The 23,221-nt window shown below is 58.6% G+C and carries 21 protein-coding genes; 12 read left to right on the plus strand and 9 right to left on the minus strand.

What is annotated here, in order from left to right:
• Positions 1–2: 2 nt before the first annotated feature.
• The 4 genes from QDY28_RS25305 to QDY28_RS25320 form a co-directional block, all read right to left on the minus strand.
• Positions 3–2,093, minus strand: a complete 2,091-nt coding sequence (locus QDY28_RS25305) for an alpha-galactosidase (protein ID WP_331384130.1) — start codon at positions 2,091–2,093, stop codon at positions 3–5.
• Positions 2,090–2,941 (minus strand): carbohydrate ABC transporter permease, encoded by an 852-nt coding sequence (locus QDY28_RS25310; RefSeq protein WP_331384131.1) that lies wholly within the window; start codon positions 2,939–2,941, stop codon positions 2,090–2,092. The genes QDY28_RS25305 and QDY28_RS25310 overlap by 4 nt, the downstream gene beginning before the upstream one ends.
• The gene (locus QDY28_RS25315) at positions 2,941–3,849 is read right to left on the minus strand and encodes a carbohydrate ABC transporter permease (protein WP_331384132.1); all 909 of its coding nucleotides are present in this window, start codon (positions 3,847–3,849) and stop codon (positions 2,941–2,943) included. The genes QDY28_RS25310 and QDY28_RS25315 overlap by 1 nt, the downstream gene beginning before the upstream one ends.
• Before the next feature lie 80 nt (positions 3,850–3,929).
• Positions 3,930–5,120 (minus strand): ABC transporter substrate-binding protein, encoded by a 1,191-nt coding sequence (locus tag QDY28_RS25320; RefSeq protein WP_331384157.1) that lies wholly within the window; start codon positions 5,118–5,120, stop codon positions 3,930–3,932.
• A 199-nt stretch (positions 5,121–5,319) separates the two neighbouring features.
• Between QDY28_RS25320 and QDY28_RS25325 the strand changes: the two genes are divergently transcribed.
• The 3 genes from QDY28_RS25325 to QDY28_RS25335 all read left to right on the plus strand — a co-directional run bounded on the left by QDY28_RS25325 (position 5,320) and on the right by QDY28_RS25335 (position 10,106).
• Positions 5,320–6,222: a helix-turn-helix domain-containing protein gene (locus QDY28_RS25325; RefSeq protein WP_331384133.1), complete on the plus strand. Its 903-nt coding sequence runs from the start codon at positions 5,320–5,322 to the stop codon at positions 6,220–6,222.
• Positions 6,223–6,700: 478 nt separating this feature from the next.
• Entirely contained in the window at positions 6,701–8,806 is a 2,106-nt protein-coding gene (locus tag QDY28_RS25330; RefSeq protein ID WP_442967582.1) for a putative bifunctional diguanylate cyclase/phosphodiesterase, read from the plus strand.
• Positions 8,807–8,867: 61 nt separating this feature from the next.
• Positions 8,868–10,106 (plus strand): ABC transporter substrate-binding protein, encoded by a 1,239-nt coding sequence (locus QDY28_RS25335; protein WP_331384159.1) that lies wholly within the window; start codon positions 8,868–8,870, stop codon positions 10,104–10,106.
• A 103-nt stretch (positions 10,107–10,209) separates the two neighbouring features.
• Here QDY28_RS25335 and QDY28_RS25340 read toward each other — a convergent pair whose 3' ends face one another.
• A complete protein-coding gene (locus QDY28_RS25340) occupies positions 10,210–10,692 on the minus strand; it encodes an Lrp/AsnC family transcriptional regulator (RefSeq protein ID WP_331384134.1) in 483 nt (160 codons plus the stop codon).
• A 173-nt stretch (positions 10,693–10,865) separates the two neighbouring features.
• Between QDY28_RS25340 and QDY28_RS25345 the strand changes: the two genes are divergently transcribed.
• The 5 genes from QDY28_RS25345 to QDY28_RS25365 all read left to right on the plus strand — a co-directional run bounded on the left by QDY28_RS25345 (position 10,866) and on the right by QDY28_RS25365 (position 14,958).
• The gene (locus tag QDY28_RS25345) at positions 10,866–11,645 is read left to right on the plus strand and encodes an ABC transporter ATP-binding protein (RefSeq protein ID WP_331384135.1); all 780 of its coding nucleotides are present in this window, start codon (positions 10,866–10,868) and stop codon (positions 11,643–11,645) included.
• A gap of 43 nt (positions 11,646–11,688) precedes the next feature.
• Positions 11,689–12,462, plus strand: a complete 774-nt coding sequence (locus QDY28_RS25350) for a transporter substrate-binding domain-containing protein (protein ID WP_331384136.1) — start codon at positions 11,689–11,691, stop codon at positions 12,460–12,462.
• Between the two features lie 12 nt (positions 12,463–12,474).
• Positions 12,475–13,200 (plus strand): ABC transporter permease, encoded by a 726-nt coding sequence (locus QDY28_RS25355; RefSeq protein WP_331384137.1) that lies wholly within the window; start codon positions 12,475–12,477, stop codon positions 13,198–13,200.
• A gap of 12 nt (positions 13,201–13,212) precedes the next feature.
• Positions 13,213–13,902, plus strand: coding sequence for an ABC transporter permease (locus tag QDY28_RS25360; RefSeq protein WP_331384138.1), 690 nt, complete (start codon positions 13,213–13,215; stop codon positions 13,900–13,902).
• A 147-nt stretch (positions 13,903–14,049) separates the two neighbouring features.
• Positions 14,050–14,958 carry a homocysteine S-methyltransferase family protein gene (locus QDY28_RS25365; protein WP_331384139.1) on the plus strand — a complete coding sequence of 303 codons (909 nt, stop codon included), beginning with the start codon at positions 14,050–14,052 and terminating at the stop codon, positions 14,956–14,958.
• Between the two features lie 76 nt (positions 14,959–15,034).
• On the opposite strand, the gene QDY28_RS25370 is transcribed toward QDY28_RS25365, so the two are convergent.
• From QDY28_RS25370 to QDY28_RS25385, 4 genes are all read right to left on the minus strand, one after another.
• A complete protein-coding gene (locus QDY28_RS25370; protein ID WP_331384160.1) occupies positions 15,035–15,901 on the minus strand; it encodes an MBL fold metallo-hydrolase in 867 nt (288 codons plus the stop codon).
• Positions 15,902–16,032: 131 nt separating this feature from the next.
• Positions 16,033–16,284 (minus strand): hypothetical protein, encoded by a 252-nt coding sequence (locus QDY28_RS25375; RefSeq protein WP_331384140.1) that lies wholly within the window; start codon positions 16,282–16,284, stop codon positions 16,033–16,035.
• A 293-nt stretch (positions 16,285–16,577) separates the two neighbouring features.
• Positions 16,578–17,246 carry an acyl-homoserine-lactone synthase gene (locus tag QDY28_RS25380; RefSeq protein WP_331384141.1) on the minus strand — a complete coding sequence of 223 codons (669 nt, stop codon included), beginning with the start codon at positions 17,244–17,246 and terminating at the stop codon, positions 16,578–16,580.
• A 245-nt stretch (positions 17,247–17,491) separates the two neighbouring features.
• Positions 17,492–18,235 carry a helix-turn-helix transcriptional regulator gene (locus QDY28_RS25385; protein ID WP_331384142.1) on the minus strand — a complete coding sequence of 248 codons (744 nt, stop codon included), beginning with the start codon at positions 18,233–18,235 and terminating at the stop codon, positions 17,492–17,494.
• 811 nt (positions 18,236–19,046) lie between these two features.
• Here QDY28_RS25385 and QDY28_RS25390 point away from each other — a divergent pair.
• Genes QDY28_RS25390 through QDY28_RS25405 form a run of 4 tightly spaced genes read left to right on the plus strand, consistent with a single transcriptional unit; the run spans position 19,047 to position 23,185 of the window.
• Positions 19,047–19,484: a lipocalin-like domain-containing protein gene (locus QDY28_RS25390; RefSeq protein WP_331384143.1), complete on the plus strand. Its 438-nt coding sequence runs from the start codon at positions 19,047–19,049 to the stop codon at positions 19,482–19,484.
• Between the two features lie 50 nt (positions 19,485–19,534).
• A complete protein-coding gene (locus QDY28_RS25395; protein WP_331384144.1) occupies positions 19,535–20,986 on the plus strand; it encodes a glycoside hydrolase family 15 protein in 1,452 nt (483 codons plus the stop codon).
• The gene (locus QDY28_RS25400; RefSeq protein ID WP_331384145.1) at positions 20,983–21,450 is read left to right on the plus strand and encodes a hypothetical protein; all 468 of its coding nucleotides are present in this window, start codon (positions 20,983–20,985) and stop codon (positions 21,448–21,450) included. The genes QDY28_RS25395 and QDY28_RS25400 overlap by 4 nt, the downstream gene beginning before the upstream one ends.
• On the plus strand, positions 21,428–23,185 hold the full coding sequence (locus tag QDY28_RS25405; RefSeq protein ID WP_331384146.1) for a GMC family oxidoreductase: 1,758 nt from the start codon (positions 21,428–21,430) through the stop codon (positions 23,183–23,185). Before QDY28_RS25400 ends, QDY28_RS25405 begins: the two co-directional genes overlap by 23 nt.
• The last annotated feature ends 36 nt before the right edge of the window (positions 23,186–23,221 follow it).

Below are 23,221 nucleotides of genomic sequence, written 5' to 3' on the forward strand. Positions count from 1 at the left end.
ATTTAGCCTCTGATCACGGGTTCGAGTTCGAGAAGGAGCCCGCTTTCGGGACGGAGCATCGGTAAGGGCAGTCCGACCTGCCGGAGCGTATCGAGGCTGAAGGTCAGCTCTCCGCTCAGGAGCTTCCGCTGACCATCCGATATCCGGATGAAGTCGGGCTCGGCGGGATGCACCGCCGCGACCCGCCACTGCCCCTTGCCATCGCCCTCGATTGGCAGCCGGACGGGCGCCGGTTGTTCGCCGACCATCTGCGGCCCCTGGACGATAAAGGCCAGGATTCGTTCGGAGTCGGCAGCGCCCCATATGTAGCGGCCGTCGAGCGCCGGCAGGCGAAATTGTTTGCCGGCGGCATGCAGCAGCGGCCGCAGGCGCTTGTGAAGGGCAATCCAGCCTTCAAGTTCCTGTTTCTCTTCCGCGTCGAGGGTAAGCGGATTGAGTTCGACGCCGAGATGATAGGCGAGCGCGACAAGGGCGCGGAAGGAAAGGCTGAGCCGGCGGCCGGTCTGATGGTTCGGCGAAGCGGCAATATGCGCCCCGAGGATCTCCGGCGGCACGAACTGCGAAGCTCCGTCCTGAATTTTCAGCCGCTCGAAAGCGTCGGTGCAATCGGACGTCCAGACACGATGGGTGCGCTTGAGGACGCCATAGTCGATGCGCCCGCCGCCGGATGCGCAGCTTTCAATCTCGACGGCCGGAAATGCCTGGCGGATCCGATCCATCAGTGCGTAGACGGCGCGCGTCTGCCGTGCGATGCGCGCACCGCCGTCAACACCGCCGGCATGGGTCAGGTCGCGGTTCATGTCCCATTTGATGTAGGAGATCGCATGGGTAGACAGCACTGCCGCCATGCGCTCGAATAAATAGTCGCTGACCTCACGGCGTGTCAGATCCAGCACGAGCTGGTTTCGCGACAGAAGGAGCGGGCGCCCTTTGACTTGCAGCGCCCAATCGGGATGGGCGCGGAACAATTCGGATTCCGGGTTGACGTTTTCAGGTTCGAACCAGAGGCCGAATTCCATGCCGAGCGACGTCACGTGATCGACAAGCGGCTTCAGCCCGTCGGGATATTTTCGCGCATCGATAAACCAGTCGCCGAGGCTGGTGGTGTCGTCATCGCGCTTGCCAAACCATCCGTCGTCGAGCACGAAGCGCTCGATACCGATCGCAGCCGCGGCATCCGCCTGAGCCTTGAGCGAATCCATTCGGTGATCGAAATAATTGCCTTCCCAGGTGTTGAGCGTCACCGGCCGCGGCCGCATCTTGCCGCCCGGCCATGCGAGCACACTTTCACGGGCGAAGGCGATGAATGCCTGCCTGTCGGGGCCTGCAAAAGCCGTCGGGCTATCGTAGGTTTCACCCGGCGCAAGGCGCATCTCACCAGGCTCGAAGAGTTCGCCGAGATGCACCAATCGGCGGCCGTCGTCGAGCGTGTCGATCGCCACGAGATGGTTGCCGCTCCAGCCGAGATGGAAACCCATGCGTTCGCCGCCGCAGTCGAGGAACACGATCGGGAAACGGTCATGAGAGGTACGCCCGCGCCGGCTTTCCTGCATCCAGAGCCCGTTGGCAAGCGGCGAACGCCGCGTTTGAAATTCCCGGCCCCACATCCCGGCAAAGCTTGTGAGCTCCGCTGCGCCAGCGGGCATCAGGAAACTCGCCGCCATGCAGCGGTCCAAGGTGTAGCCGCTGGAGCCGCTATTCGTCAGCGACGTCGAAATCGACAGCACGCCGGTCGCGCTCCCTTCGATGCGGACCTGCAGGCTAATTTCCGCAATGGCATCCTCGGCCTTCAGCAGGACAACGGCACCGCTCTCTTCGGATTGCCAGTTGCCGAAATCCAGAATGAACGAACGTCCGTCGCGATGACCTGAGATAGCCGGCCAGCCGAAGAAGCCGAGGCCGCCAATGGGCAACAGAACATTTGACGGCACATCGATATCCATGCCGTTGACGCGGCTCGAGCGCGGCACGTCAGGCCAGAATTCCGGCGCATGCACGTTCCGGCCGAAACCGAGAATCTCGGGCATGCCGCGTTCTGGCAGACCGAGCGCTAAGGAGATCTCTCCCGCTGCGACGACAACAATCTTGCTCATCCTTTGGTCGCTCCCAGAGTGAGGCCGGCAATGAAGTGCCTCTGCATGAAAAAGAACATCAGAACCGGCGGCATGGCGGCAACGATAGAACCTGCCGACACCAGATGCCATGCGGCGACCCACTGTCCGTTCAATGCGTTCAGTCCAGCGGTGACCGGCATTGCAGCCTGTCCCTGCACGAGAACCGTGGCCCAGAAATAGTCGTTCCAGACGAAGGTGAAGATCAGCACCGACAGTGCCGCAATCGCCGGGCGCATTAAGGGCAGGACGACATGGACGAAGATCCGCCATTCCGAGACGCCCTCCACCCGTGCGGACTCAATCAGGGGAAACGGCAGCCCCTTGATGAAATTGCGCATGAAGAGCGTGCAGAAGCCCGTCTGGAACGCAACATGAAACAAGACGAGTCCGGTCACCGTATCGTAGAGGCCCATCTTGAGGGTGAGGTCGCGAACCGGAACCATCAGGATCTGAAACGGTATGAAATTGCCCGCGACGAAGATGAAGAACAGCGCGAGGCTTCCCTTGAAGCGATAGACCGCAAGGGCAAAGCCGCAGAGGCAAGACAATCCGACCGCGCCGATCACCGTTGGAATGGTGATCTTGAACGAGTTCAGGATGTAGTGGCCGATGGGAGAATCCCGGAACACGGCGGTGTAATTTTCGACGCCGGCAAAGCCCGAGGGGATGCCGAAATAATTGCCGGCGGCCAGATCCCCCGATGGGCGGATCGACGTCAACGCCACGCCGATCAATGGCAGAAGCCAAATGACCAGGCAGATCGGCAAAATGATCTGGTAGGCGATGGAAACCCATGGCCCCGATTTCTGGACAGGTGTCGGAAACATCAGGAATTCCTTTCCTGTCTCAGCATGCGAATGAGGAAGAAGGCAATGAAGATCATCATGATCAGGAAGAGAACGACAGCGATGGCCGCACCGTACCCCATGCGGAAGCCATATTCGGAAAGCGCCTGTTCATACATGTAGTAGGACAGGACACGGCTCGATCCGTAGGGGCCGCCGGCGGTCATGACCGAGACGAGGTCGAAGGACCGGAGCGCGCCGATGACGGTCACCACCACCGCGATGAAGGTTGCCGGGCGAAGCTGCGGCAGGACGATATTCCAGAACAGATGCCAGCCCTTTGCGCCATCCATGCGCCCGGCTTCGATCTGTTCCGGATTGATGTTGTTGAGGCCGGTCAGATAGAGGATCATGCAATAGGCGATCTGCGGCCAAAGGCCGGCGCCGATAATGCCGTAAGTCACCAGGCGCTCATCGGCAAGGACGGCGACCTGCGTTCCCGTCAACGCTTTCATCAGGGCTGAGAACAGCCCGAAATTCGGGGCGTAGAACCAGGTGAAGATCAGCCCCACCACGACCTGGCTGATGACGAAGGGAAAGAAAAAGAGGGATTTATAGAGGCGGATGCCGGCTACAGTCTGGTTCAGAAACAGCGCTGCCGCCAGACCAGCCGGAACAGCGAGCAGATAGAGCACGAGCCATATGATGTTGTTCTGCAGCGACGTGTAAAAGGCGTCGTCGGAGAAGAGCTCGACGTAATTTCCAAGGCCGATCCAGGTTTTGGGGCCAAGGCCGTCCCAGTCATGAAAGCTGATCCATACCGACTGGAAGACGGGGACGATCACATAGACCAGAAACATCAGGACGCCCGGCGCGAGAAATAGCCAGGGGGCAAGAGCCTGCTGATTGCGTTTCCAGAACGTTGGTTGAGCGGTACTGGGTGTGCCCACCGTCTGCTCCTGTACAAACTGCTGCTAAGAATTCTGCCGGACGTCACGGACGTCCGGCAGCCTATCGTCTTGGGAGAGTGCTACTTGTATGCGCGGGCACGTACCTTCTCGAGACGCGCCAGGATCGCGTCGATCTTGTCGGGCTTCACCATGAATTCCTGGAAGCCTTCCATGCCGGCCTTCGCCATGTCGGCCGGAGCATCGCGGTCATAGAACTGCGAAAGTGCCTGAGCCTTTGCAAGCAGCTCGAAGCCTGCCTTCAGGAACTTGTCGTCCGGCTTGATCGACTGATTGTTAACCGGAAGCTGACCGAGCGTGGCATTCATTTTCGTTTGCGCGTCCGGGGAAGCGAGATAGGCCAGGAACTTCTTGGCGTCTTCCTTGTTCTTTGCGCCCGACGGGATGTGGAACGTATCCAACGGCGCCTCTTCGGCTGCGGGGAGGCCCGCTGTAATCTGCGGGAACGGCAGGAAGCCGATCTGATCTTCCTTCAGTCCACCATCCTTCATGGGAGCGACGGCAAAATTGCCCATGAGGTACATGGCTGCCTTGCCCTGGACGAATTGCGGGATGGCATCCTGCCAATCGAGCGCGGCGTGGTTTTCGAGGAAGTAGCCGGGCTTCACAAGCTCCGCCCACTTGCTGAACACGGCTTTGACCTTCGGGTCGGTATAAGGCACCTTGCCGGACGTCAGATCCATGTGAAACTGATAGCCGTTGACGCGCAGATCGAGATAGTCGAACCAGCCGGCGGTCGGCCACAGCGCCTTGCTCCCGATCGCAAACGGGGTAATGCCGGCGCTTTTCAGCTTGGCACAGGCTGCGACCAACTCGTCCCAGGTCTTCGGCGGCTCGACGCCCTTATCCTTAAAGATGTCGGCGCGGTAGTAGATGCCCCACTGATAGTAGGTATAGGGAATACCCCACTTCTTTCCGTCTATGGTCATCGAGGCGGCGGCCGACTTCAACTGGTCGTTCAGACCATTGGCGGCCCAGATGTCGCTGACATCTTCGAAAAGACCAGCCTTGACGAAGGGTTCCATGCGGTTGCCGGCGTACCACGCCACGACATCCGGGGCATCCGCGGTCAGGAAGTTGCGAATGGCGGCTTTGTAGCCTTCGTGGTCGAAATCGTTCCACTTGACCTTGATGTCAGGGTTCTTCGCCTGGAAGTCGGCGATCAGTTCTCCCATTGCCTTCTTCGGCACGGGGTCCGATTGGTCGGAATTAAGAACAATTTCTCCGGCACTTGCTGCCGACGCAACCAGCATATAGCTCAGTGCAATCGAGCCGAAATTTCTCAAAAAGGCCACGTCATCCTCCACTCATCCGTTGCGGCATCTCGTCCGCACATACGTCACTGCCGTGTGCGGCGGTTGATATTCATCATCCAAATTCGTAAACCGCTACCGCGATTACCAAGATCACTTCCGGTTTTGTAAGATCGCAAAGGTGCTAGAGGACGCCGCAATGCAGGTCGAGGACGAGTCAGTTCCAGTTCACGATGGACCCACCCGCCACCCGCTCGTCGTCTTCGGCGACCATCGCTTCTGTGCCGGCGAGCGATTGGATGTGCGGCGCATGAGCGGGCCGCATATGCATAGCCAGGTCGAGCTCAACTATGTTCTCGATGGACGCATCACCTATTGGTACGACGGGCGCCGGCTTCAGATTTCCCAGGGCCAGCTCTGCCTTTTCTGGGGAATGATCCCACATCAGGTGGTCGATATCGCTGAGCCGACGAACTTCGTCTGCCTCTATGTCCCGATGTCGGTCCTCGTCAATTTCAACAGCATGAGTTCGTTTCGCGACGCCGTGTTCCGTGGCGGCCTCATAGAAGCGCTAAATCCGAGACCGCACGATCGCGACGTCTTTCTCAAATGGCGCGAAGAGCTGCTGTCGGGCGATCCGGAGCTGGAGCAGATCGTGCGTGACGAGCTTGTCGCGCGCATAAGACGGATCGCGCGCGATGGCTGGCAGGATCTGCGCGAGCGGAGTTCGGCCATCGAAATATCGCGCAACCAGGATCCCGATCGGCTGCCGCGCGTGGAAAAAATGCTTCGGTTTATTGCCGAAAAGGCATTGGGCGAGATATCGGCGACGGACGTTGGGCTGGCTGCGGGTTTGCATCCGAATTACGCCATGTCGATCTTCAAGAAGACGGTCGGACTTACGGTCAATCAGGCGATAACGCGCCACCGGCTCGATACTGCCCAATCGCTGCTGATTTCAAGCGATCTGCCCGTCGCCGCTGTCGCATTTGAAGCGGGATTTGGATCATTGTCGCGCTTCTACGAAGCTTTCGAAGGCCGCTTTTCTACCACCCCGGCGAAATATCGCAGCAGCTTCGGTATGGCGGCAAGATCGAACTAGGCCGATCGGCCCCACCAATATCCATTTTCCGATATGCAATCCGTATTGCGCAATGAAGCTCGCCTCCGATCGCCATGCGCAGCATTTTATTAAACTTTTCGTCGGCTAATCGCCATGTACTTGCAGCATCGGTCCCGAGTACCGACGAGGTTGCAGGGCTCCAGATCCGCCCGAATGATTTGCGCGGCCTTCTCAATGAGAAATGACCGGATGGATGACACTTCTGGTCACCGTTGCAGCCGGGAGGATCACCATGAAGCTGCCGTCGCTCTCGCGAAAGGCTTCCCCTGTTGATTGGCAATCGAGTGGCGCATTCACGGCAGTCCGGCCGGTAGTCCGGACGCGGTCGGTTCCGATCGGCCTTCTGAAAATCAATCGGTCATCATCGGCGTTGATAGAGACGGGGCGTCGCCGCGCAGGCTCATTTACAGCAAAACCTTGCTAAGAAACGCGCTCGTGAAGCTGCAGCAGAATCTCAATGTCTGACTGGGATTGGTCCTACATGGAAAATGAAATGGCTCCGACCGGCAAACGTCATTCCTCCCTGGAGGGATACATTCGATCGATCGGACGGCACTATGTGGCCGCCGTCATCATCATGACGATGCTCATCGGGGCGACCTATCAGACCGTCGAGATCGCACTCGATCGTCATTCGCTGCAGCAGGACATCAGCTATCTTACCGGGCGCCAGTTCATCCGTTTTCAGCAGCTCACCAATCAAACGCGGGCTGTCATGAAGGCCTCCGCCGACCCGCAAATGCCGGAATATATTATAAAGCCGATGGTCGAGGATGTTCGCAAAGCAATTGACGACATTCGCAGCATGAGCGGACAACTCGACGAATTGCACGGCAAGTTGGAACGCAATCTCCTCGAAAAGCTCAATCCGCGTGATACCGCATCGGAACAAATGCGCGTCGAACTTGCCGGTCGGCTCGAGGACTTTCTGAAGCGGGCTGATAGGGTCGTATCGGCAAAAGCGCAGGATCGACGCCAGCGCTATTCCTTCTGGGGGCCGATCGACTTTGCCGTTTCCTCCGACAGCCTGCTCATGCGCCAGTTCAGCACGTTGATCGACAATGCACATGATCGCAGCGACGGGAGCATAGACCATGCGCGTCTGATCAGCGCAGTGCTTCTCGGCCTGACCGCGGCCGCGCTCGTTCTGGCGACCGCAATTCTTTTCATGCCGCTTTTGAGGAAGCTTCGTAACGAACACCGGCTGACCATCGACTTCGAGACCAAGTTGACGCACCAGGCGCATACCGATGCGCTCACCAGCCTCAGCAACCGCTCGTCCTTTAATGATGCGTTGAGCGGGTTCTTCGCCTCGCTTGAGCAGGTCGGCACGGGTTTTTCGATGCTACTGGTCGATCTCGACCATTTCAAGGGCATCAACGACAGTGTCGGACATCCGGCTGGCGATGCGGTTCTTCGTCACGTCGCCCACATGCTGCAAGGGACCTTTCGCTCTACCGATATAGTGGCGAGACTCGGCGGCGACGAATTTGCCATTCTGCTTCCGGGCCTTGCCGACGCAACGGCACTGGAAGTGCTGGCCAAGCGTGCGGTTGCAGCAATTGCCACGGAATTTTGTTTCGACGGCCGGATTTTGCCGGTTTCAGCCAGCATCGGCGGAGCGGCTGTGCCCAAGCATGCCGCAGACGAGGCGACGCTCATGCGCGTTGCCGACCTCGCGCTATATGCTGCGAAAGCCAAGCGCAATACCGCTGTGATCTTCGACGAAGCATCGCTTGCGCAACGTCTGGAGGAGAACCAACTCGCAGCCTCGCTGGCTTTCGCCGCCGACCGAAACGAGTTCGTGGTTTACTATCAGCAGAAGGTCAATCTTCAAGGCGGAGAACATCTCGGCTTCGAAGCCTTGGTGCGCTGGCATCATCCGCGGCTTGGCATCCTGCCGCCGGGCCGTTTCCTGCCGCTCATGGACGGGTCGCACTTCATCAGCAGCATGACGCGCTGTGTCGTCAACAGCGTTGCACGTGACCTAAAGGCCTGGAAAGCTGCAGGACTGCGCCCGGGATCGGTTGCCATCAACCTTCCCGAAGTGCTGCTGGTCGGCAGCGACGGATATGATCTCATTGCCACGGCAGTCCGCACGCATCAGCTCGAATGGCGCGACTTTGCCGTGGAAGTGACGGAGGATGTATTTCTCAATCGCAGCGCCAGTCAGATCATGGAGACCATCACACGTTTCCGGGAACACGGCATGTCGGTGTCGCTGGATGATTTCGGCACCGGCTTCGCGTCGCTCGTGCATCTGCGTGATTTTCCCTTCGATGAACTGAAAATTGACCGCAGCTTTGTCAGCGACCTGGGAAGGGATCTTCGCTCCGAGCAGATCGTACGGGCGATGATCGATCTTGCTCGCAATCTGGGCAAGCGGTGCGTCGCCGAAGGGATCGAAAACGAAACGCAGCGCGATTTCCTGCTGGGTGCCGGCTGCGAGGTCGGTCAAGGTTATCTATACGCCAAGCCAGAACCCGCCTCGGCAGCGGTTGAGCGTTTGGCAGTCCCAGACTTGGCGATGCGCAAGCCGTCCCGAAGAATGATGGCGCGCTAACCGTGAGCGGTGCTCGGCGGATTGAATAAATTTTTCGACGGAGGAACAGCGGATGAATGGAATGATGCGGGCATGGCTTGCAGTTTGTTTGGCGGCCGCCTGTCCGTCGATGCCGGCTCTTGCCGGCGAGGGCATGGCGGTGGATGTCGTGCATTTCTGGGTGTCGAAAAGCGAGTCCGCCGCACTTGCCGTGTTCCGCAAAGCATGGACGGCCGCCGGCAATCAATGGGTGGATATGCCTGCCGAAAACAAGGTGGCTGTGCAGCGTGTCGTCAGCGACCGCATCGCCAACGGATATCCGCCGGCCGTGATGCAATGGAACGCCAACGAGGGATCGCGTGAACTGCCGGAAATGGGAATTGTCCAGGACATGAACGATGTCGCGGAGACCGATCACTGGCGAGATGTTATTCCAGCGACGGTCCTTGACCGGATATCCTACCAGGGAAAGGTATATTTCGCGCCGACCAATATCCATGCGGAAAATTGGCTTTGGACAAGCAGGAAAATATTTGACGATGCCGGCTTAAGCTTGCCGGCCTCCTGGGATGACGTTTTCACCATTGCCGAAAAGATCAAAGCCGCCGGACATGTTCCGATTGCGCTTGGCGGCAGCAGATGGGAAGTGTCGCTCATTTTCAATGACATCATCTATCACAAATTCGGACCGGAGGGATATGCGCGCCTCATGAGTGGTGATGCTTCGCTGGTCCTGGATCCGCGCATGATCGACGCCTTGGAAATGCTTTCGCATTTGTCGGACTATGTGGAGCCATTCGCAGTGCGAAAAGACAAGACCTGGGCGGACGCCACGGCAGCGGTTGGCGCTGGTCAGGCTGGCATGCAGTTCATGGGCGACTGGGCAAAAGGCGAGCTTGGCGCGCGCGGCTATGTCGTCGACAAGGACTTCGACTGCACGCTCGTTCCCGGCACCTCCATCGCCTATTTCATGGTCATCGATGCGTTTGCCTTTCCGCTTACGAATCGCGATGGCACGGCTGACGCCCAAAGAGCCTTCGCACGCATGGTTCTCGACCGGGACAATCAGGTCGCGTTCAGCCGGACCAAGGGATCTCTTCCCGTTCGGATGGACGTCGATCCGGCTGGTCTCGATCGCTGCGGTCAGCTCGGATTGAAAATGATCCGGGCGAAGAAGGGCGAGGTCAGCGCCCAATCCCAAGCGATGCCAAGCCAGATGTCGGAGGGTTGGATTGGCGTGGTTGGCGATTTCTTCAACGATGGGAACGCGTCCCCGAAGGAGGCGCAAAAGCGGCTGTACGATATTTTGATGCAACGGTGACGGGTTCGGTTCTCACCATGCGATAGATCGACGCCTCGGACGGGAAAATTGCCCGAATGGACGAGCGGCTCTGCATCGGGCGCTCGGTTTTCGGAGCAGAGGACTACTGGCTGCGATCGTCCTCTGTCAGCGGGACGAACATGCCGAGTTTGACATCGCGCAACACGACATTGGTGTGCATGCGGCGGATCTGCGGGTTTTCCGCCATGATCAGAGCCGCGATGTCGTCATAATGCTCGACGTCGCAGGCCGTGACGATGGCGATCAGGTCCACCGCCCCGGTAACGTAGTAGACTTGCTGAATGTGATCCTGTTTTTCCGCCCAAATGCGGAACTTCGCGAGCGCGTCGTAATTGTCGCGCTCGATTTCCATGCCGACGATGAAAACCATCGGGGTGCCGGTCGCCTTTCGGTCGACGATAGCGACCTCGGCTTTGATAACCCCATCCTCTCGCAGGCGTTTCAGCCGCCGCTGCACGGCCGAGGTCGAAAGGCCGACCTTTTCAGCTATGGTTTCCGCCGTGAGCTGGCAATGGCGCTGAACGATGTCGAGGATATCGCGATCGAAACGATCCAGTTTTTCCATATCTGCACCTTCCGTTCTCGGTGGCAAATTACCCTCCGAAATGGGTATTGCGTCATATTTGATGCGTCAGAAACGAATTTCTGCATATTTTACCTAAAATGACCAGAATTTGCGCGCAAAAATCGCGGCTCTTCGCGATATTCTCCGCAAATTGCTTTTCACTGGAACCGCGCATGACAGAACCGTCTCCCCAAGCATTTCGTGTGGACGATCTCCACAAGAGCTTTGGCCCGCATGAAGTCCTCAAAGGTGTTTCGGTGAAAGCGAGCAAGGGCGATGTGATTTCGATCATCGGTTCGTCGGGTTCGGGCAAAAGTACCTTCCTGCGCTGCATCAACCTGCTGGAAATACCGGATCGCGGGCGCATCATCGTGAATGGCGAGGAAATCGCTTTCCGGCCTGGTCGCGGTGGGCAGATGCAGCCGAAGAGCTGGCGGCAGATCGAGAGGCTGCGGACGGGCCTCGGCATGGTTTTCCAAAGCTTCAATCTCTGGGCACATCGCACCGTGCTTGAAAACGTCATCGAAGCCCCGGTGCATGTCTTGGGCGTTCCGCGCCGCGAGGCTGTCGAGAAGGCGGAATCTCTGCTCAGCAAGGTCGGCCTTTACGAAAAGCGCCATGCCTATCCGGCCTTTCTCTCCGGAGGTCAGCAGCAGCGAGCGGCGATTGCCCGGGCGCTTTGCGTTGATCCGGCCGTGATGCTCTTCGACGAACCCACCTCGGCGCTGGATCCGGAATTGGTCGGAGAAGTGCTCAAGGTCATCCGCGATCTCGCCGAGGAGGGCCGAACCATGCTGCTTGTCACGCATGAGATGCGCTTTGCCCGCGATGTCTCCAGCCACGTTCTCTTCCTGCATCAAGGGCGGATCGAGGAGGAGGGGCCGCCGAAGCAGATTTTCGATACGCCCCTCAGCGCCCGGTGCCGGGAATTCACCGGCATGCTCGTCCATTGATCTACACGCCATCACAAACAACCCCATCTGGAGACTCCCGCCAATGAAATTGCTGCCCATCCTTCTTGCCGGCGCTACGCTTGTGCTTTCCTCTGTTGCCGCGCAGGCCGAGGTTCGTTTCGGCGTCATGAATGAATCCTATCCGCCCTTCTTCGCCAAAGACGCTTCCGGCAAGTGGCAAGGCTGGGAAATCGACCTGATGGATGCCGTCTGCGAGCAGATGAAGGAGAAGTGCTCGATCGTGGAGCTTTCCTGGGATGGCCTCATTCCGGCCCTTCAGAGCAAGAAGTTCGACGTGATCTGGTCGTCGATGTCGAATACCGCCGAGCGTTCCAAGGTAATCGACTTCACGGATAAATATTACAACACGCCGAGCACGCTGATCGGCCCCAAGGACGGAAAGCCGGGCGCAACGGCTGATGACGTGAAAGGCAAGACCATCGGCATTCAGGTCTCCACCATCCAGTCGGAATATTACAAGAAGTATTTTGCAGACGTTGCTGAGCAGAAGACCTATCAGACCCTCGACGAGGCGTTCCAGGATCTGGCCGCCGGCCGCATCGACTATGTCTTTGGCGATTCTCTTGCTCTCGATGCCTTCCTGAAAAGCGACGGCGGCAAGGATTGCTGCGCAAAGATGGGCGACGTCGCCGACGACAAGGAGATCCTCGGAGCCGGCGTTTCCGGCGGCCTGCGCAAGGAAGACACAGAGCTGAAGGCGAAGCTCAACGCAGCGATTGCGGCAGTCCGCGCCAGCGGCAAATACGACGAAATTACCAAGAAGTATTTCGACTTCGACATCTACGGCGCAAAATAAGCGAACCGAACGATGGCGGTCACCCAGCAAACGATCTTGGAGCTGCTTTCTCCCTATCCGCCGGGATGGGGAGGCGTGCTGTTGTTGGGTGCCGCCTCCACCATCGCAATTTCCACAGGCGCCTTTCTGATCGGCCTGGTGCTCGGCACGGCAGGTGCCCTTGGCAAGCTTTCCGGCAACAGGCCGCTTCGCCTGCTACTTGATCTTTATACGACGGCGATCCGCGCCATTCCGGAACTGATCCTGATCGTCGGTCTCTATTATGCTGGCATGGATGGGCTCAACCGGCTTCTGGCCACCGTCAATCTGCCCACATTCGAGATGAACGGCTTTGCCGTCGCCGTCGCAGTGCTCGGTTTCGTGCAGGGCGCCTACATGACGGAAGTGCTCAGAGGCGCGATACTCGCCATTCCTGTCGGTCAGATCGAGGCGGCAAAAGCGTTTGGCATGGGACCAATGCTGCGTTTTCGCCGTGTCGTGCTGCCCGCGTTGCTGCCGAACGCACTGCCGGGCCTTGCCAATCTGTGGATGTCGATCACCAAGGACAGCGCCCTGGTCGCCGTCGTCGGCTACCAGGAACTGGCGCTCGCCACCCGCCTCGCCGGGGCGAGCACCAAGCATTATTTCATCTTCTTTCTCGCCTCTGCCCTTCTTTATCTTGCTCTCACCCTCGCCTCCAACGTCGTCTTCAATGTGATCGAACGTCGGCTGCGGCGCGGTCAGCCGAAGCTCGCTTAGGGAGTGCGTGACATGACCTTTTCATGGATCGTCTCCTATTGGCCACTTCTATTGGCCGGCGCCGGGCAGACGATATCGCTGCTGATGATCTCGGTCGTTTTCGGCTTCGTGCTGGCGATCGGACTTGCCTTCGCGCAAGTAAGCGGCAGCTCACCGGTGCGATACGCTGCTCGCGCTTACTGCACCTTCTTCCGGGGCACGCCCCTGCTCATCCAGCTTTGGCTTCTCTATTACGGCGTCGGATCGCTGTTGCCGATGATCCCGGGCATCCGCCAAAGCCTGTTCTGGCCGATCCTGCGCGAAGGCTTCTTCTTCGCCGCGGTGAGCTTTACGCTGAACTATGCGGCCTATGAGGCAGAGGTGCTCCGCGGCGCCTTGCTTGCGGTTCCGAAGGGTGAACTGGAGGCCGGTCGCGCTTTCGGCATGAGCCCTTTCACGCTAACGCGGCGCATCTGGCTGCCGCGCGCCATTCGCATTGCGATGCCGACAATCGGTGGCGAGATCGTCATGCAGCTCAAGGCGACACCGCTCGCCTTTACTGTCACGGTCATGGATCTCTACGCCGTCGCCAGCAAGGTGCGTCAGGACACGCTGCTCGTCTATGAGCCGCTGATCGTCGTCACGGTCTTCTATCTCATTCTAACCGCCGTCATCGCCCGGGCCTTCCGTCTCATGGAGGCGCAGGTGCCGGCGCGACGCTGACCTCATGATGCAAAAGGAAGGCCATGCCTCACGCCTGTTTGGAGGCTTCCGAAACCGACCGTCCGATCTTGAACCGCCCGGCCGCCGATACAGCACTCGCGCGGCCGGATTTTGATGCCTGCCAAATCCATTTCGGGAGACCCGTTTATGAGCAAACTCCGCATTCTTGATGGCGGCATGAGCCGCGAACTCATGCGCCTCGGCGCCGAACTGAAGCAGCCGGAATGGTCGGCGCTGGCGCTGATCAATTCGCCCGCGATCGTCCGACAGGTGCACGAGGAATTCATCGCCGCCGGCTCGGAAGTCGTCACGACGAACAGCTATGCACTCGTGCCCTTCCATATCGGCGAGGAGCGCTTCTGGAAGGAAGGTGCAGAGCTCATTGCGCGCTCAGGCCAATTGGCGCGTGAAGCAGCCGACGCCCACCGGGATCGGAAGGTGCTCGTCGCCGGTTCGTTGCCGCCGGTCTTCGGTTCCTACGAACCGCAGAATTTCGATCCCTCCCGCGTGCAGGACTATCTCAAGGTGCTGGTCGAAAATCTTGATCCGTATGTCGATGTCTGGCTCGGCGAGACGCTGAGCCTGATCGCCGAGGGAGAAGCCGTTCGTACCGCGGTTGCGGCGACCGGAAAACCGTTCTGGATCTCGTTCACGCTGGCCGATGATGCGGCGCAGAGAAACGGCAGTGAACCGAAACTCCGCTCCGGCGAGAGCGTCGATGATGCGGCGATCTGGGCTGCTTCTTCGGGCGCGAGCGTGCTCCTGTTCAATTGCAGCAAACCGGAAGTGATGCGGCCGGCAGTCGAAACCGCCGCCCGGGTGTTCAGGGGTAGGGGTGTTGCGCTCGAAATCGGCGTCTATGCCAATGCTTTCGAGGGCGAGCAGGGCGATTCCGCTGCCAACGAGGGCTTGCACGGGACCCGCAGCGATCTGAATGACGATGCATATTCGCGCTTCGCCTGTTCATGGGTCGAAGCGGGCGCAACCATCATCGGCGGCTGCTGCGGCATTGGCACAGGCCATATTCACCAGCTCCGGCAGGCATTGCTGGGCTGATACGCGCGCATGTCCCGGATGCGCGCATCGCGGGATCTAAATCGCCAAGAGGACGCGATACCTCATCGCATCCTCTTCAATCCTTGTGTGCCGATATGGTCGCTCGAAGGTTCGTTTGATGACATTTCTCATAGAATTCGATGGTCTGCGCGGCCATGCCGTTTGGGAGCGGCACGAAATCCTGGAGCCGAAGCCCCGGCGATCTGCTCAGCGCCGGGTCCGCGAACTGGCCTTCATTGAGGCTGCCGACACGATCCGATAATGTTTCGAAATAGGCTAAATTCTCGTCCACGGTGGAGGGAGAGGATCTCATACCATGGGCGGGAATGATGAACTGCGCATTCAGATCGCGAATGCGCAGGAGTGATGAACGGAGCAAACGAAGATCATCCGCATTCTCACTCCAGACCTCGGGAATCGGATGCTCTACCGCATCGACAGCCAGGCAGACACGGATCTCGGGAATCCATACGGCGATGTGGTCGGGCGTGTGTCCGGGGGTGTGAATGAGCTCCAGGCTAAGATCGCCACCATGAAGTATGGTCGAGCCTGAAAAGGTAATGTCGGGGCCAACGAGTTCGACACTTCGGAATCGCGCCTCCTGGTCCGCCTTTTCCCGCAGCGTCTGCAGGCAGGATAGGTCGCGCAGACGTTCGAGTGCTGCCGCATGGGCGATAATCGGCGCCTTTCCGATGATGGCCGCATTGCCCCAGAAATGATCCCAATCCATATGGGAATTGACGACGATCAGCGGACGATCACGTGCTTTTTCCCCTAGTAGATTAAGAGCGGTCTGACAAAGCTCCGGCGTCCCAAGGGTGTCGATCAGAACGTTGAACTTTTCCGTGCGCACAAACACGCTGTCGACTTCATCGCCAGCCCTTACAATCGTGATGCGATCGTCAAGGCCCGGATAAGAGCACAGTTTTACAGCGATAGTCATGCGAGCCCCTCCTCCCAAGAAATTTCCATTCCGATATGCACGGCAGGAAGTGGCCGTTCTCAACCGGCTTCGAACAGGCCGGTCGGCCGGCGGCATCTACAATACCAGGGCGAAGCGCTGCTGTGTTTCTACTAATGAAACTTTCTTTCGACCGTGGTTGCGACGCTGAGCATTTGAAGCAGATAGCGTATCAATGCGACGTCCTCGGTCGACGTCTGGTTTTCAAATACCTGGGTGATGATTGCGCTCAAATTATTGGCCTGATCGTGCACCAGTTCCTTAATATAGATTTCGGGTTCCGCAAAAATTTCAATTTGATTCTGTTTGTCGCTTGTCATCTCACACCAGCTTGTTCTGAAGCGTCTTTCCGGTTGCCCCGGCATTCTGCAGCCTTCAATTCCTGATCGAATTGATCGATCAAACGTTGCACCCACAGCTCATTGTAAACGTCGCCGTCGCAAGGGCGATCGCGCTCTTCGGTGGATCTAATCTGCCCGACCAATGCCCGCAGCAGTCGCATCACTCCCTCATTTCCGCTTTTGCCGGGACAAGCGAGCTGGCATATCTCTTCTGAAATCTGTCAGTCGCCATCTCGGCAGTCGGCGCTTGCAGCGCGCCCCGATCGCATATGTTGCCCGCCGAAAGCCAGCTCGCGCTTACGGCGCGGCCGCTGCTTTCACTTAGCCAAATAGGCGTTTTCATTGATCTTGTGGTTTGTACGAATTCTTGCATGAGCCAAGTAGGGCAAGTGGCTCAAGGTCGTCTCGGGCTTCAGCGGATTGTGGAGCTCCGGTTCCAGCAAGAGGGTTGTTCCATGGATGGAGTAGAGTTGATGATGCCGCATCAAACCAGCCATGGAAGGCTTTGCTTGGATTGGCACAACCAAGCCGTCCTCGAGCAGCGACGGCAATCCGAGTTTGGTCACCTGCCAACCCGTCGAAATTAACAGGTCCACCAACTTCGGGTGCGTTTCAACGATCAGCGAGCTGATGCCGGCAACAAGGCAAAATTCCATCACCCCGGTCATCAGGATGTGTGAGGCCGGCACCCGATTGATGAGTATTTCACCTTTCGCGACAACACATCGGGTCCATTCAAAAATGTCCGGTGAGCGTGGCCATGTTCCGCCGTTCATGATCTGAGGATAGACGTCCGACAACAAATGCGGCTCTGTCGTAGGGAGCAGTCGCGAGTACCCCACGACGGCATCTTCATGAAAGAGTGCGAGATGCAGGGCGCGGTCGTGATCGAACTGGTCTATTTCCAATCCGTCGCTTCGCCGAATGGCTTCCCAACCGAGCCTTTCCACAAATTGCTCGTGCCGGAAGCGCCAAATTTTCTCCATTGTTTGCCCGTTTGATGCCGAGCAACCGACGTAGAGTCTAATCATCCTTGCCCCTGATTTTACGGCAAGAATGCATGATAGTCCCTGCCATTTAAATGAGTAAAAATACCCAGCTTTCAGCTCTCGGCCGACGTCATCGATAAGCTTGGATGAGGATTGGTCGGGGCAGCTCCGAGGCGACGTGAGTAACCGGCAAGAGGGCGCGACGGCATGCTGACCTGTCTGCGGCCCGCCGATAAGGCTCTTTAGCGAAGTATTCCGAAACGAAAACTTTCCGCTATCATCTGCGCCGCGTTCACGACATTGAGCTTGCGCTGAACATTCAAGATTTCGTTCTGAATGGTTCGGTGCGAACGCCCCAGAATTCCGGCGATCTCTATGGCCGTCTTGCCGGCTGCGCACCACTGAATGATTTCTCGCTCCCGCGCCGTGATCCGCAGCAGGCTCCGATCTCGCGATCTCGCCTCTTTCGCCATAAGGCCACGCAGCGCATTGTGGGCATAGATCGACAGAATATGCAGCGCGCCCCTGGCAGCGCCGGAGAGATCGACCTTTTCGGCACCGAACGTCACGATCGCCTGAAACCCGCTCGCTGAGTGCAGCGGCACGCTGTAGCCGTCTTTCATTTTGAATTCTCTGGCTTCATTCATGACGCGGCGCGCGTGACGGCCAAGCTCTTGATCTCGGAGCGCCTCCGACCAAACGAAAGCACCGTCCTGCATTTTAGAGAGCTGGATCACCGGATCGGCGTGCACATAGTTGTGCGAAAGATAGTGGTCGAACCACTCCGACGGCCAAGCATTCAACATAAAGTAGGAATCAATTCGCTCCGTGGGCAAAGGTATGCCGGAAATTGCAAAACAGCTAAAACCGAAGTGCCGTGCCGACCGGTCCAATGAGCCGAGTATTTCATCCTTGCTTTTTGCCGCAGCGGTTTCCGACAAAAAGTCGAACATTACGTTTGCAGTTGCCACGGCTTCACTGTTCACTCGTCCCTCCCCAGGATTTCAGATAGTCTACTGCATATTAGCTCAAGGAAGTATTATTTTCATGACCATTTCGGGTGATACCCGGATTATATGATATTTTTATAATAAAACCTGAGTGCGAGCGAGGGGGTCGTTGGCGGAGAGGCTGTCTCGCATGATCGGGTGGGTAAGCCGCAGGTTCTTTGCCGGATCGGGAATGCGCTCAAACATAGGCAAAATTGCTTATTTACCGTTGCGTAAGGTAGCTGTTAAATCCGACACAAGGGAAGAAAATTGCAGCTACAGGGTGCGGGCATACCGAAGGCCAAAGATAGTCTTTCATTGGGAGGCTACGGCGTGCGGAATGGGCATTGCCTGGCCGGTCTTTGGGCATCAGGGAAAGAGAATTCCAAATAGCTTTGCAGGCAGGGTCAACCTGCCGCTTGCACGTCCGATATCGACGGAAGCGCTGGCTTCCGTCAGCGCCAATAAAATTGTCAGCCTTCGGAATCGATCTCAATGTCAGCGAGGTCGATGAGGGATGAAGCTGTGACTTCGCCGACGCCAGGAGAAAACCAGTAACAGGCACGCAGCGTGTATGACCTGTTTCGGACAGTTGTGACATGTGACTGATGGAAGGGGCTCGTGTCCTGCCTCATCGATCAGTTTTCAGACTTAGATGATGTGACGTTGCGCCGAGGTGTTCGCACTTTCGTGCCGTAACGCCATGCTCGAATTCCGAAAGTCGAACCCATGCAATGCCTTGCGTCACGGTCGGAGAAGACCGTGCGAGGGCGGAGCGATCACGTTTCCGGCAAGCACAGAGGGGGCCATGAACAATCTCAAGGGATCTTGGAGACTATCAGGATGGCGCAGGACGACGAGCAAGGGAGATGTTTCCTATCCCCTTGGTGAGGAGGCGTCGGGTTTGCTTGTCTACACGTCGGGCGGCAAGATGATGGTGCAAATGACGGCGGCGCATCGTCCGTCTTTTGAAACAAGCGATCCTCTCGGCGGAAGCGCCGAGGAGCAGGCGGCGGCCTATTCGACTTGCCTGGGTTATTTCGGCAGCTACAGGGTTGCCGACGGCAAGGTCACGCACAGGATCGAAGGCAGCTCTTTCCCCAATTGGTCGGAAACCGAGCAGGTCCGCCCCTACGAGCTTAAAGGCGATGAGCTGATCTTGCGCACGCCCCCCTCTGAGAGCGGTGGAGTAACCACCGTGAACGAAATGTCCTGGATCCGCGACAAGGGACCAGCCGACGCCTGATTCACTTGGGCGCTGCTGCGCCTCATTCATGCATTCGAGCGGAGGAACAGATGAACATCACCAGCACCATCCATCATACGGCCCGTGCTCGGGCGGGAGTGCCGCTTGCTTTGGGAAGGCAGCACCCGAAGGCAGCCTACCAACAAACCGATCTGGCGTCTCTCGCCAATTATCTCATCCTCTTAATGCTGCGCAACGTCACGAGCGATGGCTATGTCATCGAGGATCCCGCCAATCCCGGGCAATATTCGGCGTCCGGATGCGTTATCGCCGCGCCCTCCTTTCCCGCCAATACACCCGGCGTCGATCAGGACTATGTCTACAACTGGGTGCGCGATGCTGCGATCACCGCCATCGAGATCGCCGCGGCCGGATTGCCTGTGGCTCCAGGCAGTGGCATGCCGAGTTTGATCGACTACGTCAGCTTCGCCAGGCTCTGTCAGACGAATGCCCATCCAACGCTAGGGCATGCATGCTTTACCGTCGCCGGGCAACCGCGCCCGTGGACCGAACAGAATGATGGACCTGCCATTCAGAGCCTTGCTCTCTTGCAGGCCTATCCCCAGTTGGACACGGCGACCCAAGCCACTGCCAGGCAGGTCATCGAAACAAACATGTCTTATCTCCTCGGTGCTTACCAGAAGCCCACCACCAACCTCTGGGAAGAGCACGAAGGTCTGTCCTTCTTTGCGCGCTCGGTTCAGTTGCGCTGTTTCAGAGAGGTGGCCGCCAATACCCACGGCATTGGCGTTGCCGCCGATGTACCGACGGCGATTGCCTGGCTCGAAAGCGCCCTTCAGGATCATTGGAACGGCTCGTATTATGTGACGATGCTGGCGCCAGGGGCCGGTCCCGGCGTCTCGGTCGTTCCGGGCGACCTTGGCTACGATCCGAACATCGACATCGTTTCGGCCTGTATTTACGGAGCGGTGCCGGCAACCGACACAAGATTGCTTGCGACGGCCGCCCGCCTGCGCAGCCAGTGGGCCGATCCGAATTCCAGTGCATTCTACCCGATCAATGCCGCCGATCAGACGCGTGGGATTGGTCCGCTCCTCGGCCGCTATCCCGGCGACACCTATGACGGCGATGTCGCCCATCCTGTCAGCGGCGGGCATCCCTGGGCGTTGTGCACATGCAATTTCGCGGAACTTTACTATCGTCTCGCCAATGACATCGATCACGCCGGGACGGTTCCTTTGGATAGCCTGTCGGACGATTTCTTCGCGCAGGTTGGTGTGACGAGCGCGACCTCCGTCGCCGATGCCGCAGCGGCGCTCAGAAGCGCGGGCGATGCCATGCTGCGCGCGGTCATCTATCACAGCGATCGTTATGAACTGAGCGAACAGTTCGACGGCACGTCCGGCTATGAAAAGAGCGTGCACAATCTGACATGGAGCTATGCGTCGTTTCTGTCCGCCGTACGCGCCAGAACCGGCGGAAACAAGCTGTCGGGCAAGGTCGCCGGCAAGTCCACGCGGGCGGCCGGGAGCAAAAAATGAGCGAGCGATTGGCAAGCTTCATTGCGCTCTCAAGCGCGCTGACCGGTTTCAACGCGATGCGATTGCAGGCCACCGGCCTGGCAGAGACCTATCTCGCGCTGCTGGACCAGATTGTTCCCAGCGGCATTGTGAAGGATCTCCTCGGCAGCTTTCGAGAATTGCCGACGGACCGAGATGGCGAGCGTTCTCCGGCAATTCTCGGGAACGCTCGACTTGGACCGATCGCGCGCAACGTGATCGTGCTTTGGTACTGCGGCACCTGGCAACAATTGCCAGAGGGATGGCGCAGCGCCTTTGGAGCATCGCCGCTCGACAAAACCCATCTGGTCTCCGGCGCGGCCTATCAGGCCGGCTTGCAATGGCTTGCGGCGGGAGCTCATCCGCCGGGTGCCAAACAGCAAGGTTTCGGTGCATGGGCGCTCGCGCCCGCAGGGGAAAGACATGACGAACGAGATGTCCTTTGACGTGGTGGTCGTCGGCGCGGGTGTTGCGGGCGCCATGATCGCGAAGCGTTTGACCAAAGCCGATATGCGGGTGCTGCTGCTTGAGGCGGGACCCGGCACGACGCGCAGCTTCACCGAATACACGCAGCATCTGGAGCACTTTTACGCCGCAAACAGCAAGGGCCCGGAATCGGCGTGGCCGCCCGCCGTCGCCGCGCCGCAACCGGACACGGCAGATTTGCGGTCGAACAACGGCTACTTCGTCCAACGCGGCCCCAATCTCTATGGCAGCAGCTATACGCGGCTATGGGGCGGATCGACCCTGCATTGGCTCGGCGTGTCGCTGCGCATGCTGCCGGAAGATTTCCGCATGCGATCGCTGCATGGGGTCGGACGCGACTGGCCCATCGGTTATGACACGATCGCACCCTATTACGAGCAGGCCGAACATGAGATCGGCGTTTCCGCTGATGTCTCCGAACAGCACTATCTTGGGCTCAGCTTCTCGGAAGGCTACGACTATCCGATGCGGCGCGTCCCGCCCAGTTTTTCGGATCGGGTGCTCGGGGCGGCCGTTGACGGCATGGAGGTGCAGCTTCAGGACGAGTCGTTCCGGCTTAGGGTTCGAAGCTATCCGGCGGCCCGCAATTCGCAACCGCGCAAATCCTACAGGCCGGTCGGGACCGGCTATCTCGGGGAGCGCTGCGAGGGCAACACATCCTGTACGCCGATCTGTCCGGTGCAGGCGAAATACAATGCCGGCAAAACCCTCGCTCAGGCGAATCCGAACCGGTTGACGGTCATGACGCAGGCGGTCGCCTCCAAGATCTTTATCGATCCGGCAAGTGGCGACGTGAAAGGGATCGAATATCAGCGCTACGAGGATCGCAACTCGACGCATGCGACGACCCTGGTCGCAAAGGCCCGCGTCTATGTTTTGGCGGCGCATGCCGTGGAAAATGCCAAGCTGATGTTGGCATCGGGGATCGACGGTCCGCGCGGTCAAGTCGGCAAAACCCTCATGGATCATCCGACGCTTTATGCATGGGGGCTCGCACCCCTTTCGATCGGCGCCTACAGGGGCCCGCAGTCGACAGCCGGCATCGAGGACTTGCGGGGCGGCGCGTTCCGCTCGAAACATGCAGCATTCCGCTTTGACATTGGCAATGACGGCTGGCGGGCGAGCACCGGCGCTCCCGACACGGCGGTCTATCAGGCGGTGATGAACGCGGGGCTGTATGGTTCGGCACTGCGTGGGGAACTCGAGGCGACGCTGCCGCGCCAGATCCGCTTCTCGCTTGCGGTCGAACAGCTTCCCGACGCTGCCAACAGCATCAGCATCGATCCCCGCTGCCGCGATCCCCTCGGCAATCCGCGCCCGGTGATCGATTACCGGATCGATGACTATACCTTGGCTGGCATGGCGGCTGCCTTGCGCGTTGCCGAAGCCGTATTTCGTCGAGCCGGGATCAAGGATTGTACCGACCCGGATAAGGGAAGCTGGTTTCCAACGGCCCATTATCAGGGGCGCACATTTGCCTATCACGGGATGGGGCATTTTGCCGGCACGCACGCCATGGGCTCGGATCCCAGCGCCTCAGTCCTCGATGCGGACCAGCGGGCCTGGGAACACCGGAACCTTTTTGTCGTCGGTTCCGGCAGCTTTCCGACGCTTGGCACATCCAATCCTACGCTGACACTAACGGCTTTGGCGTTGCGGACGGCGGATCGGTTGATCGCGACCTTCGCACACTGATCGCATTTGCACGTGCCGGCGAAAGCCGGCTGACGA

It is taken from the genome of Rhizobium sp. BR 362 (genome assembly GCF_036528765.1).
Lineage (GTDB): Bacteria > Pseudomonadota > Alphaproteobacteria > Rhizobiales > Rhizobiaceae > Rhizobium.

Excerpts from the sequence above, each read along its gene's own strand:
- QDY28_RS25340 (WP_331384134.1), bottom strand. The coding sequence starts at position 10,692 with ATGGAAAAACTGGATCGTTTCGATCGCGATATCCTCGACATCGTTCAG.
- QDY28_RS25305 (WP_331384130.1), bottom strand. The coding sequence starts at position 2,093 with ATGAGCAAGATTGTTGTCGTCGCAGCGGGAGAGATCTCCTTAGCGCTC.
- QDY28_RS25390 (WP_331384143.1), top strand. The coding sequence starts at position 19,047 with ATGAACAATCTCAAGGGATCTTGGAGACTATCAGGATGGCGCAGGACG.
- QDY28_RS25405 (WP_331384146.1), top strand. The coding sequence starts at position 21,428 with ATGACGAACGAGATGTCCTTTGACGTGGTGGTCGTCGGCGCGGGTGTT.
- QDY28_RS25380 (WP_331384141.1), bottom strand. The coding sequence starts at position 17,246 with ATGGAGAAAATTTGGCGCTTCCGGCACGAGCAATTTGTGGAAAGGCTC.
- QDY28_RS25330 (WP_442967582.1), top strand. The coding sequence starts at position 6,701 with ATGTCTGACTGGGATTGGTCCTACATGGAAAATGAAATGGCTCCGACC.
- QDY28_RS25375 (WP_331384140.1), bottom strand. The coding sequence starts at position 16,284 with ATGCCGGGGCAACCGGAAAGACGCTTCAGAACAAGCTGGTGTGAGATG.
- QDY28_RS25350 (WP_331384136.1), top strand. The coding sequence starts at position 11,689 with ATGAAATTGCTGCCCATCCTTCTTGCCGGCGCTACGCTTGTGCTTTCC.
- QDY28_RS25365 (WP_331384139.1), top strand. The coding sequence starts at position 14,050 with ATGAGCAAACTCCGCATTCTTGATGGCGGCATGAGCCGCGAACTCATG.
- QDY28_RS25370 (WP_331384160.1), bottom strand. The coding sequence starts at position 15,901 with ATGACTATCGCTGTAAAACTGTGCTCTTATCCGGGCCTTGACGATCGC.
- QDY28_RS25400 (WP_331384145.1), top strand. The coding sequence starts at position 20,983 with ATGAGCGAGCGATTGGCAAGCTTCATTGCGCTCTCAAGCGCGCTGACC.
- QDY28_RS25360 (WP_331384138.1), top strand. The coding sequence starts at position 13,213 with ATGACCTTTTCATGGATCGTCTCCTATTGGCCACTTCTATTGGCCGGC.
- QDY28_RS25310 (WP_331384131.1), bottom strand. The coding sequence starts at position 2,941 with ATGTTTCCGACACCTGTCCAGAAATCGGGGCCATGGGTTTCCATCGCC.
- QDY28_RS25325 (WP_331384133.1), top strand. The coding sequence starts at position 5,320 with ATGCAGGTCGAGGACGAGTCAGTTCCAGTTCACGATGGACCCACCCGC.
- QDY28_RS25355 (WP_331384137.1), top strand. The coding sequence starts at position 12,475 with ATGGCGGTCACCCAGCAAACGATCTTGGAGCTGCTTTCTCCCTATCCG.
- QDY28_RS25335 (WP_331384159.1), top strand. The coding sequence starts at position 8,868 with ATGATGCGGGCATGGCTTGCAGTTTGTTTGGCGGCCGCCTGTCCGTCG.
- QDY28_RS25320 (WP_331384157.1), bottom strand. The coding sequence starts at position 5,120 with ATGCTGGTTGCGTCGGCAGCAAGTGCCGGAGAAATTGTTCTTAATTCC.
- QDY28_RS25345 (WP_331384135.1), top strand. The coding sequence starts at position 10,866 with ATGACAGAACCGTCTCCCCAAGCATTTCGTGTGGACGATCTCCACAAG.
- QDY28_RS25395 (WP_331384144.1), top strand. The coding sequence starts at position 19,535 with ATGAACATCACCAGCACCATCCATCATACGGCCCGTGCTCGGGCGGGA.